The organism is Muricoccus nepalensis (assembly GCF_006438825.1).
GTDB classification, from domain to species: Bacteria; Pseudomonadota; Alphaproteobacteria; order Acetobacterales; family Acetobacteraceae; genus Roseomonas; species Roseomonas nepalensis.
The window spans coordinates 115,131-129,242 of sequence record NZ_RCZP01000010.1 but is presented as its reverse complement, the minus strand read 5'-3'; the positions used below and the strand labels follow the sequence as shown (position 1 = coordinate 129,242).

The window sequence follows — 14,112 nt, the reverse complement described above, 5'->3', positions numbered from 1 at the left end:
CGCGCGGCGCGTCAGCGCGGCGGCAGGAAGCCGACCAGCTCCTCCGCCTTCGCCACGATCGGCTCCGCGATCGCCCGCGCCCGCTCCGCGCCCCGCCGCAGGAGCGCGTCCACCGCGCCCGGGTCGTCCAGCAGCCGCCGCGTCTCGGCCGCGATGGGCGCGAGATGCGCGGTCAGCGCGTCGGCCAGGATGCCCTTGAAGGTCCCGAAGCCCTGCCCGCCGTGCTGGCGCAGCACCTCCTCCGGCGTCGCGTCGGTGACGGCCGCGAGGATGCCCACCAGGTTCCGCGCCTCCGGCCGGTTCTCCAGCCCCTGCATCTCGGAGGGCAGCGGCTCCGGGTCCGTCTTGGCGCGGCGGATCTTGAGCGAGATCGTGTCGGCGTCGTCGCTCAGGTTGATGCGCGACTGGTCGGAGGGGTCCGACTTGCTCATCTTCTTCGTGCCGTCGCGCAGGCTCATCACGCGGGCCGCGACCCCCATGATGTGCGGGTCGATGTGCGGGAAGAACTCCGCGCCGTAGTCGTGGTTGAACTTCTCGGCGATGTCGTTCGCCAGCTCCAGGTGCTGCTTCTGGTCCTCGCCCACCGGCACGCGCGTCGCGTGGTAGGCGTGGATGTCGGCGGCCATGAGGTTCGGGTAGACGTAGAGGCCCGCGCCCGCGTTGTCCCGGTCCTTGCCGGCCTTGTCCTTGAACTGCGTCATGCGGTTCAGCCAGCCGATCCGCGCCACGCAGTTGAAGATCCAGGCCAGCCGCGTGTGCGCGTGGACATGGGACTGCACGAACAGCGTGCAGCGCGCCGGATCGAGCCCGCAGGCCAGCAGCGCCGCCGCCATGTCCCGCGTCTGCCGCGTCAGCTCCCGCGGGTCCTGCCACTGGGTGATCGCGTGCTGGTCCACCACGCAGAAGATCGCCTCGTGCGTATCCTGCATCGGCACCCAGTTGCGGATGGCCCCCAGGTAGTTGCCGAGGGTGGGGACGCCGGAGGGCTGGATGCCCGAGAACACGCGCTGCATGGAAGGGGGTTCCTGGCCGGCCGGCGGTTGGAGCGCCGGGGGCATGGTGGGCCCGGCGCGCCGGGAGCGCGCAAGGAGGGGTGCGCGCGGGGTGTCCCGCCCGCGGGCGGCGGCGTCAAGGCAGGGCCGCGCGGAGCGCGCGGATTCCGCGGCGGCGTGGCGCGGCGGCGCCCCTCAGCCTCCGGGCAACCACACCCGCATCACCGTCCCCCGCCCCGGCTCGCTCTCGATCAGCAGCTGCCCGCGGTGGTGGGAGACGATGTGCTTCACGATCGCCAGCCCCAGCCCCGTGCCGCCCGCGCCCCGCCCCCGCCCGGCGTCCACGCGGTAGAAGCGCTCCGTCAGCCGCGGGATGTGCTCCCGCGCGATCCCCGGCCCGTCATCGGCCACCCGCAGCAGCACCCCCGGCGGCAGGGGCCCCTCGGGCGCGGCCAGGGCGCGCACGCTCAGCACCACCTGCCCGCCCTCGCGCCCGTAGCGCACCGCGTTCTCCATGAGGTTCCGCAGCACCTGGGAGAGCTGGCCGGGATCGGCCGGGGCGGCGGTGGCCGGCGCCAGCTCCAGCGCCAGCCGCGCCCCGCGCGCGGCGAACAGCGGCGCCATCGCCTCCGCCTCCGCCCGCGCCAGCTCGTCCAGCCGGGCGGCGCCGGTCGGCGCCTGGTGCTCGGTCATCTCGATGCGCGACAGGCCCAGCAGGTCCTCGATCAGCCGCCGCATCCGCTCGGCCTGCTCCGCGATGATGGCGAGGAAGCGCCTGCTCGCCTCCGCGTCGCCCTCCGCCGGGCCGCGCAGCGTCTCGACGAAGCCCATGATGGAGGCGAGCGGGGTCCGCAGCTCGTGGCTCGCGTTCGCCACGAAGTCGGCCCGCATCCGCTCGGCCGCCCGCGCCTGGGTGCGGTCCGCCAGCACCACCAGCAGCCGCCCCCCGTCCGAGAGCGGCGGGTCGAGCGGGATCACGGCGGTGGAGAGGTCGCGCGCCACCGGCACGGGCAGCACCACCTCGGCCGACTGCACCGCGCCCTCCGCCAGCGCCCGGTCCACGGCGCCGGCGATGCCGGGGTGGCGGAGGAAGGCCTCCTCCCCGCCCCCCGCCCCCGCGCCGAAGAAGCGCCGGGCGGCGGCGTTGGCCCGCAGCGGGCGGCGGTCCTCGGCGAGCACGATCAGGGGGTCGGGCAGGGCCTCGACGATCGCGGCGTCCGCCCGGCGGAGCCGCCCGACCATCGCCTCCCGCTCCGTCAGGCTCCGCGCCAGCCGGGCGGCCAGGTCCGTCACCCGCCCCGCCGCGCGCGTCAGCGGCCGGGGCGCCGGCCGGGGCGCGCGCCCCTCCGCGGCCGCGCGCAGGTGGTCCTCCAGCCCCGCCAGGGTTCCCGTCCAGGAGCGGGCGAGCAGCAGCGCCGCCAGCCCCGTCGCCAGCAGGCCCAGCAGCACGCCGAGCGGCGTCGCCTGCCCCGTGAGGCCGAGCGCCAGCAGCACCACCGCCGGCACCCCGCCCATCAGCCCCGCCGCGCGCAGCACGTCGGCGAGCGGCGGGCGCGGCGGCATCAGGGCGGGCCGCGCGTCCTCAGGACCCGGCGGCGCCCGGCAGCACCGGCGGCTCCACCGGCTGCGGCTCCGCGCCCGGCGTCAGGGCATAGACCGCGAGCGCCCGCTGCACCTGCCCGTTCGGCAGCAGCCGGAAGGCGCCGTCCGCCCCCTGCAGCACCTCGCCGACCGGGGGCGCCGCGGGCGTCGTCGGGTCGCCCGGCCGCACCGAGCGCAGCGCGGCCGCGGTCGCGTCGTAGGCCGTGGCCGCAAGCCGCGGCGGCCGGTCGCCGAAGGCCGCCTGGTAGCGCCCCTCGAAGGAGGCGCGCGCCGCGGGGTCGGGCCCCGGGACCAGCGCCCCGGCCAGCGCCGGCTCCGCAGCCAGCGCGGCATCCCCCGCCCAGAGCGTCGGCCCGCCGATCCGCGTCGCCGGCGCGCCGATCCCGGCCGCGGCCAGCGCCGCCGCCAGCTCCCGCGCGCCCGCCCCGCTCTCGCCGATGATCATCAGCCCCACCGCCTCGGTCCCGGCCTGGGAGACGACCTGCCCGGCCACCTGCGGGCGCGAGGCCGCGGCGGGGTAGGTCACGATCACCGGGGCCGCCATCCCCGCCTCGCGCGAGGCGTTGCGGAGCGCGTTGGCCAGCTGCCGCGTGAAGGCCCCCTCCGGCCCCGCGAGGCCGATCCGCCGCACCCCCGCCGCCTGGGCCGAGGCCAGCAGCCGCCGCACCTGCTGCGAGGGCGTTACCCCCGTCACCCAGACGCCGTTGCCGCCCTGCTCCACGTCGTTGGTGAAGGCGAGCACGGGCACGCCCGCCGCCCGCGCCTGCCCGGCCGCGGCCGTGGTCTCCGGCCCCGTCAGCGGCCCCACCACCACCCGCGCCCCGTCCGCGATCGCCGAGCGCACCGCCTCCGAGGCGCCGCCGGACGAGCCCGTGGTGTCGCGCGGCATCAGCTCCACGCCCCGCAGGTTCGCGTCGAACAGCGCGAGGGTGGCCGCGTTCAGCATGGCCGGCCCGAGCGCGCCCTGCGGCCCGCTCAGCGGCAGCAGCACCGCCACCCGCGTCACCGGCGCCTCCGCCAGCGCGCCGCCGCCGACGAGGGGCGCGGAGGGGCGGGCGTAACCGCCCCGCGGCCCTTGCGGCGCGCAGGCGGCGAGCCCCACAAGGGCCAGCAGCGCCGCCAGGGCGCCGAGACGGGGGGCGCGGGGTGCCAGGGAACGACGCGGCAGGGCAGGGCCCCGGAACGGAACAGGATGCACGCGAGCCCCCTCGAGGTGACGAATCGGGTGCCGGGAGCCCAGTTGCCGACGCATCCAGCGGCGCGTCCACCGGCGCGTCCACCGGCGCGTCGACCGGCCTGGCCCCCGGGTTATGGCTGGTCGCCACCCCCATCGGCAACCTGGGGGACCTTTCCTCCCGCGCAGTCGTGACCCTGCGCGGCGCCGAGCTCATCCTCTGCGAGGACACGCGCGTGACGGCGCCCCTGCTCGCCCGCCACGGCATCTCGGCCCCCCTCCAGCCCCTGCACGACCACAACGAGGCGCGCGAGGTGCCCCGCCTGGTCGAGCGCCTCCTCGGCGGCGCCCGCATCGCCCTCGTCTCCGACGCCGGCACGCCGCTGGTCAGCGACCCCGGCTACCGCCTCGCCCGCGCGGCGATCGAGGCCGGCGCCCCCGTCTCCGCCGTGCCCGGGCCCAACGCGGCCGTCATGGCCCTCACCCTCTCCGGCCTGCCGCCCCAGCCCTTCCTCTTCATGGGCTTCCTGCCGCCCCGCGCCGGCGCGCGCGCCGAGGCGATCGGGCGCCTTCGCGCCGCCGAGGCCGCCGGCCTCGCCGCCACCCTCGTCTTCTTCGAGGCCCCCCACCGCCTCGCCGAATGCCTCGCCGCTCTCGCCGAAGGCTTCGGCAGCCGCCCCGCCGCGGTCGCGCGCGAGCTCACCAAGCGCTTCGAGGAGGTCCGCCGCGCGTCCCTTCCGGACCTCGCCGCCCACTACGCCGCCCAGGCCCCCCGGGGCGAGATCGTCGTCGTCGTCGGCCCCGCCCCGGAGGCCACCGGCGGCGCCGACGAGGTGGAGGACCGCCTCCGCGCGGCGCTCGCCGCCGGGCAGTCCCTGCGCGACGCCGCCGCCATGGTCGCGACCGCCACCGGCCTGCCCCGGCGACAGGTCTACGCGCGGGCGCTGGAACTCGGGCGCGAGGAGGGGTGACCCGTCGACCCCAGGGAGGCTCTGCCTCCCTGACCCTCCGCCGGGGGGCGAGCGCGCCCCCCGGACCCCGCGATCTATTTTTCCAGGGCTGAACCGGCAGAGGCAGCGCCCCTGGAGGATTTTCCCGGCCACGCGGACTGACCCGCCGGTCGCCCGAGGTCATCGACCTCGGGCGCGCGTCAAAACCCTCGCGGGGTCCGGGGTGGCCGCTGCCACCCCGGCGGAGGGTCTGGGAGGCAGAGCCTCCCAGGGTCCACCGGCGCAACCCGCCCGCCCCCGTTGCCATCCCGCCCGCCCCGGCCTAGCGAGGGCGCGAGACAGGGAGAACCCCGTTGAGCGATCCGCTGGCCGCCCCGGCCCTCCACGGCGACCCCGCCCCGCGGGTGCTCGACATCCCCGTCATCCTCGTCGGCTTCAACCGCCCCGCCTATCTCGAGCGCGTCTGCGCCTCCCTGCTCCGCCAGCGGGGCGTGACCCTCGACCCCCGCCGCGTCTTCCTCCTGCAGGACGGCGCCGTCTCCGCCCGCACCGGCCTCCGCTACGCCGAGGACGCGGAGATCGAGGCCTCCATCGCCGCCTTCCGCGCCCATTTTCCGCGCGGCCAGGTGGCGGCGGCGCGCACCAACCTCGGGATCGCCGCCAACATCCGCCGCGGCGAGGTCCTCGCCTTCGAGGCGCTCGACGCCGACTGCGCCCTCTTCTTCGAGGACGACCTCGAGCTCGGCCCCGAGTACCTCCGCATCATGGAGGAGCTGCGCGCCGTCGCGGACCGTGACCCCCGCATCGGCTACTTCGCCGCCTACGGCGACCACAAGGCCGCGCCCCCCGGCCCCGAGGCCTGGCTGGTCATGCTCGACCACCACTGGGCCTTCGGCCTCAAGCGCGAGCCCTGGCGCCGCCTGCGCGAATGGCTGGAACCCTACGACCGCATCCTGGCCGAGGCCGACTACGCCTGGCGCGACCACATGGCGATCTACCGCTGGATGGAGGGCCTGGAGGCCGCCGGCCCGCACACCTCCCAGGACGCGGTGAAGACCATCGGCTGCCACGCCCTCGGCATCGCCCGCGTCATGACCGACGTCTGCTTCGGCCGCTACATCGGCGCCGAGGGCGCCTCGTTCCGCGGCGCGAAGTTCCGCGACCTCGGCTTCGACCGCATGGAGTGGGTGGAGGGGCCGGAGCACCACGTCGCGGCCGGCGTCGGCAGCCAGGTGGCCGGCATCGTCGCCGACGCCCGCAAGCGCCAGCAGCGCTTCCGCCGCGACGACCTCGCCAACCTGATCGAGCAGCAGTCCCGGCAGCGCCTCGAGCGCGAGCGCCCCGCCACCCGCGAGGACGTGGCCGCCCTCTTCCGCTGGCTGCTCGACCGCGAGCCCGAGGAGGCCGCGATCGACCTCTACGCCGGGCAGAACTCCGTCCGGACGGTGCGCGAGATCCTGCTGACGAGCCGGGAGTTCCGCGGCCGCAACCCCCTCCCCCCGGCCCCCTAGCCGCGGCCCCTCCCAGGCCGGCCAGCCGGCTTCCGGGGGCGGGGGGGTTTCGCCCCGCGGGGTCACCGCCCACCTTGGCGGCAGGGCGGCCCCCGCCGCCCGCCGCCAAGGATGCCCGCATGAACGCCGCGCTCGACCCGTCCCAGATCAAGTTCGGCATCGGCCAGCCCGTCTCCCGCAAGGAGGACCCGGTGCTGCTGCGGGGCGAGGGACGCTACAGCGACGACCTCTCCCTGCCCGGCCAGGCCCATGCGGTGATGGTCCGCAGCCCCTTCGCCCACGGGACCATCCGCGGCATCGACACGGAGGCCGCGCGCGCCATGCCCGGCGTGCTCGCCATCGTCACCGGCGCCGACCTCGAGGCCGCCGGCATCGGCCCCATGTCGCTGACCGTCGGCCAGAAGAACCGCGACGGCTCGCCGCCCCGCCTGCCCCGCCAGCCCGTGCTGACCACCGACAAGGTCCGCTTCGTCGGCGACCCCGTGGCCATGGTGGTCGCCGAGACCGAGAAGGAGGCGCGCGACGCCGCCGAGGCGGTGCTCCTCGACGTCGACCCCCTGCCCGCCGTGACCGAGGCGCGGGAGGCCGTGGCCCCCGGCGCCCCCCTCCTGCACGAGGCCGTGCCCGGCAACACCGTGGTCGACTTCCACTACGGCGACGCCGAGGCCGTGGCCGCCGCCTTCGCCCGCGCCGCCCATGTCGTGCGCCTGCCGCTGCGCAACAGCCGCGTCGTCGTCTCGCCCATGGAGCCCCGCTCGGCCATCGGCGCCTACGAGGACGGCCGCTACGTGCTGCGCGCCGGCAGCCAGGGCGTCTTCGGCATGCGCGGCGGCCTCGCCAAGGTCATGGGCGTCGAGGTCGAGGGCGTGCGGATGCTCACCGGCAACGTCGGCGGCTCCTTCGGCATGAAGGCGAGCGTCTACCCCGAGTACCCCGCCCTGCTGCACGCCGCCCGCACCCTCGGCCGCCCCGTGAAGTGGACCGACACGCGCTCGGAGAGCTTCCTGTCGGACAGCCACGGCCGCGACCACGACACGCTCGGCGAGCTGGCGCTCGACGCCGAGGGCCACTTCCTCGCCGTGCGCCTGACCGGCTTCGGCAACCTCGGCGCCTACCTGTCGAACGCGACGACGCTGCCCTCGACCATGAACACGGTGAAGAACGTCATCGGCGTCTACCGCACGCCGCTCGTGGAGGTCTCGACGCGCTGCGTCTTCACCAACACCACCCCCGTCGGTGCCTACCGCGGCGCGGGGCGGCCCGAGGGCAACTACTACATGGAGCGGCTGGTCGACACCGCCGCGCGCGAGATGGGCATCGACCGCGTGGAGCTGCGCCGCCGCAACCACATCCAGCCGGACCAGATCCCCTACGACGCGCCGTCCGGCATGCACTACGACAGCGGCGACTTCCCCGCGATCCTGGAGGAGGCGCTGGCCGCCGCCGACTGGGACAACTTCCCCGCCCGCCGCGCCGAGGCCCGCCGCCGCGGCCGGCTGCGCGGCATCGGCATCGGCCACTACCTGGAGGTCACGGCCCCACCCTCGAAGGAAATGGGCGGCATCCGCTTCGACGAGGACGGCGGCGTCACCATCCTCACGGGCACGCTCGACTACGGCCAGGGCCACGCCTCGCCCTTCGCCCAGGTGCTGGTGGACCGCCTCGGCATCCCCTTCGATCGCATCCGGCTGATGCAGGGCGACAGCGACCTGCTGATCGCCGGCGGCGGCACCGGCGGCTCGCGCTCCATGATGGCCAGCGGCACCGCCCTCTCCACCGCGAGCGCCCAGGTCATCGAGCGCGGGCGGAAGCTCGCCGCCCATGCGCTCGAAGCCTCCGCCGAGGACATCGAGTTCTCCGCCGGCCGCTTCACCATCGCCGGCACCGACCGCGGCATCGGCCTGCTGGAGCTGGCCGCCCAACTCCGCACCCTGCCCGCCCCGCCCGGCGACCTGCCGGCCACGCTGGATGTCTCCACCACCGACCAGTACGAGGACAGCGCCTTCCCCAACGGCTGCCACGTCGCGGAGGTGGAGATCGACCCCGAGACCGGCGAGACCGAGGTCGTGAGCTACGTCACCGTCAACGACTTCGGCACGCTCGTGAACCCGATGCTCGTCGCGGGCCAGGCGCATGGCGGCATCGTGCAGGGGATCGGCCAGGCGCTGACCGAGCACACCGCCTATGACGAGGACGGCCAGCTCCTCAGCGGCTCCTACATGGACTACGGCCTGCCGCGCGCCGGGCACGCGCCGTCGCTCGGCTTCGCCAGCCACCCCGTGCCCGCCCGCACCAACGCGCTCGGCGCCAAGGGCTGCGGCGAGGCCGGCTGCGCGGGCGCGCTGCCCTCCGTGATGAACGCCGTGGTCGACGCCCTGGCCGAGCGCGGCATCGCCCACGTGGACATGCCCGCGACGCCGCTGAAGGTCTGGCGCCTGCTGCACGAGGGCGTCGCCGCGTGATCGTCCTCATCACCGGCGCCACCTCCGGCTTCGGCGCCGCGACCGCCCGCCGCTTCGCCGAGGACGGCGCCCGCATCGTCGCCATCGGCCGCCGCGCCGACCGCCTGAAGGCGCTGGGCCGCGACCTCGGCGCGGAGAAGGTCCACCCGGTCGCGCTCGACGTGCGCGACCGCGCCGCCGTCGAGGCCGCCATCGCCTCCCTTCCCGCCGAGTGGTCGGCGATCGACGTCCTCGTCAACAACGCCGGCCTCGCCCGCGGCCTCGGCCCCGCGCAGGAGGCGTCGCTCGACGACTGGGACGCGATGGTCGACACCAACGTGAAGGGGCTGATGTACCTCACCCGCGCCGTGCTGCCCGGCATGGTCGCGCGCGGGCGCGGCCACATCGTCAACATCGGCTCCACCGCCGCCGAGTTCCCCTACCCCGGCGGCAACGTCTACGGCGCCACCAAGGCCTTCGTCCGCCAGTTCAGCCTCAATCTCCGCGCCGACCTCTACGGCACGCCGGTGCGGGTGACGGACATCGAGCCCGGCCTCGTCGGCGGCACGGAGTTCAGCAACGTCCGCTTCGGCGACGACGCCAAGGCCGCCGCCGTCTACCAGGGCGCCGACGCGCTGACGCCCGAGGACATCGCCGACGCCATCCACTGGGTGGCGACCCGCCCCGCCCGCGTGAACGTCAACACGCTGCAGGTGATGCCCGTGGCGCAGAGCTTCGGCCCGCTCCGCGTCCACAAGCCCGGCCAGGGATAGCGCCCCCGGGCGGCCCGGCGCCTGCTAGGCCGCCCGCACGTCGGCGAGGAAGCCCCGCACCTCCGCCGAGAGCCGCTCCGAGCTTCCCGCCAGGTCGGAGGCGGCGGCCAGCACCTGGGCGGAGGCGGCGCCGGTCTCGCCGGCGTTGCGGCCGACATCGCCGATGGTCTGCGTCACCTCCTCGGTCGCCTGCGCCGTGGCGGCCACCGCGCGCGAGATCTCGGCGGTCGCCGCGTTCTGCTGCTCCACCGCGGTCGCGATGTTCACGGTGATCGCGCTCACCTCGTCGATCACCGCCGCGATCGCGCCGATCGCGCCCACCGTCGCCTGGGTGGAGGCCTGCATCTCCGCGATCTGCGCGCCGATCTCCTCCGTCGCCTTGCTCGTCGCCTGGGCCAGGCTCTTCACCTCGCTCGCCACCACCGCGAAGCCGCGCCCCGCCTCGCCGGCCCGCGCCGCCTCGATCGTCGCGTTCAGCGCGAGAAGGTTCGTCTGCCCGGCGATGGTGGTGATCATGTTCACGACCTCGCCGATCTTGCCCGCTGCGGCCGCCAGCGCGCGCACGGTGCCGTCGGTGTTGCGGGCATCCCGCACCGCGCGGCCCGTCACCTCGGTGGCCTGCGACACCTGGCGGCTGATCTCGCCGATGGAGGCCGAAAGCTCCTCGGTCGCCGCGGCCACGGCCTGCACGCCGCCGCTGCTCGCCTGCGCCGCCATGGAGACGGTGCCGGCCTTGTCCGTCGTCTGGCGCGCGATCCGCGACATCGACTGCGCCGTCGCCTCCAGCTCGGTCGAGGCAGAGGCGAGATGCCCGGTCAGCGAGCCCACCGCGCCCTCGAAGCCCCCGATCACCTCCTCGAGCCGCGCCGCGCGGCGCTCCTTCGCGGCCCGCTCCTCGGCCTGCGCCGCGGCCAGGCGCCGGGCCTCGAGGGCGTTCTCCCGGAAGACGTCCAGCGCCCGCGACAGCGCGCCGATCTCGTCGCCGCGCTCCTGCCCCTCCACCGTCACGTCGAGGTCGCCGGCGGCCAGGCGGCCCATGGCGCCCGTGATCCGGTGCAGCGGCTTCTGCACGCCCAGCCGCCCGACGAGGAACATCATCAGCGTCGCCAGCCCCAGGCCCAGCACCGAGGCGAGGATCAGCCCGCGCTCCAGCGCGGCGCCGCTCTCGCGCGCGGCGACCGCCTGCGCGGCCATCTCCTGGCGGTTGGCGGCGACGATGAGCTCGGCGATCTCGGTCACGCGCCGCCGCGCCCGCCGCGCCTCGCCGACGGACAGCGCGCTCGCCTCCTCGAGCCGCCCCTCGAGCGAGAGCGTCACGATCCGCTCCACCGCGGCGGCGTAGACGCGCAGCTCGCGCTGCGCCTCCTCGACCAGCGACCGGCGCTCGGGCTGTGCGACGCCCTGCAGCGCCTCCAGGCTCCCGAAGCCCTTGCGCATCGCCTCCTTGTAGCGCGCCAGCCGCTCCTGCACGGCGGCCGGGCGCGCCGCCTCGATGATGATGTTCTTCTCGTCGATCCCCGCCGCGCTCACCGCCGCGGCGGTCTCGAGCGCGAGCACCATGCGCGGCGTGCGGCGATCCACGAACTCGGCGTTCATCTCCCCGAGCCGGCCCAGCCCCAGCAGGGCGCCGACCAGCAACCCCACGCTCGTGACGATCATCAGCCCCGTCGCCACGCCGATCTTCGCGCCGATCGACCGGTTCCCGACGAAACGCGCCACGCTCATCCCGATCTCCGAATCCAGGCACCCGCCGCTCCCCCGCGCCAGGGAGATTCGGCCAGGAGCAACGGAGCGGAGAATTTCAGAACGGGATTAAGGAACCCCTCCCGCGCCCGCTCCTCGGCTAGCGCAGCAGCGCCGGCAGCAGCGCGTCCAGCCGCAGCCGCCCCTCCGTCGTGGCCGCCAGCCGCCCGTCCGGAAGCCAGGCCAGGTAGCCCTCCTCGCGCAGCGCCTCGAGCATGCCGGCGTCCACCACCGCCTCGAAGGGCAGCCCGCTCCGCGCCTCGATGCGCCGGGGGTCCACCCCCTCGGAGAGCCGCAGCCCCATCAGCATCGCCTCCCGCCCGCGGTCGACCGGCGACAGCGCCTCCTCCTCCACCCGCGCGTGCCCCTCGCGCTCCACCCGCTCGAGCCACGTCTCCGGCGCGCGGTGCCGCCGCGCCGCCAGGATATCGCCCCCGCGCGAGAGCCGCTGGTGCGCCCCGGCGCCGATGCCGAGGTAGTCGCCGTAGCGCCAGTAGGCGAGGTTGTGCCGGCTCTCCGCGCCCGGCTTCGCGTAGTTGCTGACCTCGTAGGGCGCCAGCCCGAAGCGCGCCGCCTCCTCGGCCGTCGCGGCGTAGAGGGCGGCGGCCTCGTCCCCCTCCGGCAGGTGGAAGGCCCCGCGCGCGTGTTCCGTCGCGAAGCGCGTCCCGGGCTCCACCGTCAACTGGTAGAGCGAGAGGTGATCCGCCGCCAGCGCCAGCGCCCGGCGAAGCTCCGCCCGCCACGCGGCCTCGCCCTGCCCGGGGCGCGCGTAGATGAGGTCGAAGGAGAGCCGCGGGAAGGTCGCGCGCGCGTGCTCCAGCGCCGCCACCGCCTCCCCCGCCGAGTGGTTCCGCCCGAGGAAGCCGAGCGAGGCCGCGTCCAGCGCCTGCACGCCGAGCGAGAGGCGGTTCACCCCGGCCGCGCGGAACTCCCGCAGCCGCCCCGCCTCCACGCTCGTGGGATTTGCCTCCAGCGTCACCTCGAGGTCCGGCGCCGCCTCGAACAGCGCCCGCGCCCGCCCGATCACCGCCGCCACGGCCTCGGGCGGCATGAGGGAGGGCGTGCCGCCCCCGAAGAAGACCGAGGCCAGCCGCCGCGGCCCGCCCCAGGCCGCCAGCCGCGCCGCCTCGTGCTCCAGCTCCGCCACCAGCGCCCGCCCGTGCCGCGCGGCGTCCACCGCGGGCCGGACATGGGAATTGAAGTCGCAATAGGGGCACTTGGACGCGCAGAAGGGCCAGTGGACGTAGAGCGCCAGCGGCTCCGCCTCGCGCTGCACGGCCGGGGAAGGGGTCAGGACATCGCTCACGCGGCGGATATGGTCACGCACGCCCCGCCCGGCAAAGCGCGGCGAAGGGGATGGCGCCGCCCGGTTGCCCCCCACATGCTGCCGGGCGCAGAGAGGGTCCCGTGCCGCCCCCGCCCGACATCGCCCCCGCCGCGACCATCCCCGCCGGGGACGGCCCCGCCTGCCCGGCCCCGCCGGCGATCCCGGACGGCCTGCCCCCGCCCCGGCGCCGGCTGGCCACCCTCGCGGTCGCGCTCGCCATCGCCATGTCCGTCATCGACGGCACCATCGCCGGCGCCGCCCTGCCGACCATCGCGCGGGAGCTGAACACCTCCCCCTCCACCTCGATCTGGGCGACCAACGCCTACCAGCTCGCGGTCACCGTCTCCCTCCTGCCGCTGGCCGCCCTCGGCGAGATCGTGGGCTACCGCCGCATCTACCTCGGCGGCCTGATCCTCTTCACCCTCGCCTCCGTCCTCTGCGCCCTCTCCGGCAGCTTCGAGGCCCTCGTCGCCGCCCGCGCCGTGCAGGGCCTGGGCGCGGCGGGGCTGATGAGCGTGAACACCGCCCTCGTCCGCTTCATCCAGCCCCGCGCCCATCTCGGGCGGGGGCTCGGCTTCAACGCCATGGTCGTCTCCACGGCCGCGGCGGCGGGGCCCACGGCCGCGGGGCTCATCCTCGGCGTCGCCGACTGGCCCTGGATCTTCGCGGTCAACCTGCCGATCGGCCTCCTCGCGCTGGCCATCGGCTGGCGCTCCCTGCCCGAAAGCCCGCGCGGGCGGCACCGCTTCGACGTGCTGAGCGCGGTGCTCTCCGCCGCGACCTTCGGCCTCGTCATCCTCGGCCTTGATTCCCTCGCCCATGGCGGCTCCGCCCTCTCCGCCCTGCCGGAGGTCGCCGTCGGCCTCCTGGCGGGCGTCTGGCTCGTCCGCCGGCAGGCCGGCGTGGCGCGGCCCCTCCTGCCGGTGGACCTGCTGCGGATCCCGATCTTCGCCCTCTCGATCGGCACCTCGCTGTGCTCCTTCGCGGCGCAGATGCTCGCCTTCGCCTCCCTGCCCTTCCTGCTGCAGACCGGCCTCGGCTTCTCCGTCTTCGCGGCGGGGCTGCTGACGACCTCCTGGTTCATCGCGACCGCCGTCGCCGCCCCCCTCTCGGGCCGGCTGATGGAGCGCTTCCCGGCCGGCCTCCTCGGCGGCGTGGGGCTGGCCATGCTCTCGGGCGGCCTCGGCGCCATGGCCCTGCTGCCCGCCTCGCCCCAGCCGCTCGACATCGTCTGGCGCATGGCCCTCTGCGGCTTCGGCTTCGGCCTCTTCCAGACACCCAACAACCGCACCCTCGTCGGCGCCGCGCCCCCGGAGCGCGCGGGCGGGGCCAGCGGCATGCTCAGCACCGCCCGCCTCGTCGGCCAGACCAGCGGGGCGGCCACCGTCGGGCTCGTCCTCGCCTGGATGCCCGGCATGGCCGTCGCGGGACCCAAGACGGCGCTCGCCATCGGCTGCGCCCTGGCAGCGCTGGGTGCCGTCGTCAGCCTGCTTCGGCTGCGGGCGCGGGGATGAGATGAGCCTGGACTGTTGCAGCGGGTGACTCTCGGGAGGCGCTGCCTCCCGAACCCTCCGCCGGGGTGGCGGCGGCCACCCCGGA

10 protein-coding genes are annotated in these 14,112 nt (G+C 75.9%); 5 read left to right on the top strand and 5 right to left on the bottom strand.

Annotation, left to right across the window (positions count from 1 at the left end; genetic code table 11):
- Window positions 1-11 precede the first annotated feature (11 nt).
- The 3 genes from trpS to EAH89_RS12875 form a co-directional block, all read right to left on the bottom strand.
- Complete coding sequence (gene trpS / locus EAH89_RS12885) at window positions 12-1,013, bottom strand: tryptophan--tRNA ligase (protein ID WP_140883636.1); 1,002 nt, start codon at window positions 1,011-1,013, stop codon at window positions 12-14.
- A gap of 174 nt (window positions 1,014-1,187) precedes the next feature.
- Window positions 1,188-2,555 carry an ATP-binding protein gene (locus EAH89_RS12880; RefSeq protein WP_140883634.1) on the bottom strand — a complete coding sequence of 456 codons (1,368 nt, stop codon included), beginning with the start codon at window positions 2,553-2,555 and terminating at the stop codon, window positions 1,188-1,190.
- Between the two features lie 19 nt (window positions 2,556-2,574).
- Window positions 2,575-3,792 (bottom strand): penicillin-binding protein activator, encoded by a 1,218-nt coding sequence (locus EAH89_RS12875; RefSeq protein WP_161993566.1) that lies wholly within the window; start codon window positions 3,790-3,792, stop codon window positions 2,575-2,577.
- Window positions 3,793-3,890: 98 nt separating this feature from the next.
- On the opposite strand from EAH89_RS12875, the gene rsmI reads away from it, so the two are divergent.
- The 4 genes from rsmI to EAH89_RS12855 all read left to right on the top strand — a co-directional run bounded on the left by rsmI (window position 3,891) and on the right by EAH89_RS12855 (window position 9,443).
- A complete protein-coding gene (rsmI, locus tag EAH89_RS12870) occupies window positions 3,891-4,739 on the top strand; it encodes a 16S rRNA (cytidine(1402)-2'-O)-methyltransferase (protein ID WP_140883716.1) in 849 nt (282 codons plus the stop codon).
- 332 nt (window positions 4,740-5,071) lie between these two features.
- Window positions 5,072-6,229: a glycosyltransferase family protein gene (locus EAH89_RS12865; protein ID WP_140883629.1), complete on the top strand. Its 1,158-nt coding sequence runs from the start codon at window positions 5,072-5,074 to the stop codon at window positions 6,227-6,229.
- 119 nt (window positions 6,230-6,348) lie between these two features.
- Window positions 6,349-8,691, top strand: coding sequence for a xanthine dehydrogenase family protein molybdopterin-binding subunit (locus tag EAH89_RS12860; RefSeq protein ID WP_140883626.1), 2,343 nt, complete (start codon window positions 6,349-6,351; stop codon window positions 8,689-8,691).
- Window positions 8,688-9,443 (top strand): SDR family oxidoreductase, encoded by a 756-nt coding sequence (locus EAH89_RS12855; protein WP_140883624.1) that lies wholly within the window; start codon window positions 8,688-8,690, stop codon window positions 9,441-9,443. Before EAH89_RS12860 ends, EAH89_RS12855 begins: the two co-directional genes overlap by 4 nt.
- 24 nt (window positions 9,444-9,467) lie before the next feature.
- Here EAH89_RS12855 and EAH89_RS12850 read toward each other — a convergent pair whose 3' ends face one another.
- Both EAH89_RS12850 and hemW read right to left on the bottom strand, forming a co-directional pair.
- Window positions 9,468-11,168, bottom strand: a complete 1,701-nt coding sequence (locus EAH89_RS12850; protein ID WP_140883621.1) for a methyl-accepting chemotaxis protein — start codon at window positions 11,166-11,168, stop codon at window positions 9,468-9,470.
- A 118-nt stretch (window positions 11,169-11,286) separates the two neighbouring features.
- The gene (gene hemW, locus EAH89_RS12845) at window positions 11,287-12,492 is read right to left on the bottom strand and encodes a radical SAM family heme chaperone HemW (protein WP_241666998.1); all 1,206 of its coding nucleotides are present in this window, start codon (window positions 12,490-12,492) and stop codon (window positions 11,287-11,289) included.
- Between the two features lie 101 nt (window positions 12,493-12,593).
- Between hemW and EAH89_RS12840 the strand changes: the two genes are divergently transcribed.
- Window positions 12,594-14,027, top strand: coding sequence for an MFS transporter (locus EAH89_RS12840; protein WP_241666997.1), 1,434 nt, complete (start codon window positions 12,594-12,596; stop codon window positions 14,025-14,027).
- The last annotated feature ends 85 nt before the right edge of the window (window positions 14,028-14,112 follow it).

What these genes read in the sequence shown, in the direction of transcription:
- trpS (WP_140883636.1), bottom strand. Translation starts at nt 1,013, where the DNA reads ATGCAGCGCGTGTTCTCGGGCATCCAGCCCTCCGGCGTCCCCACCCTC.
- EAH89_RS12880 (WP_140883634.1), bottom strand. Translation starts at nt 2,555, where the DNA reads ATGCCGCCGCGCCCGCCGCTCGCCGACGTGCTGCGCGCGGCGGGGCTG.
- EAH89_RS12860 (WP_140883626.1), top strand. Translation starts at nt 6,349, where the DNA reads ATGAACGCCGCGCTCGACCCGTCCCAGATCAAGTTCGGCATCGGCCAG.
- EAH89_RS12850 (WP_140883621.1), bottom strand. Translation starts at nt 11,168, where the DNA reads ATGAGCGTGGCGCGTTTCGTCGGGAACCGGTCGATCGGCGCGAAGATC.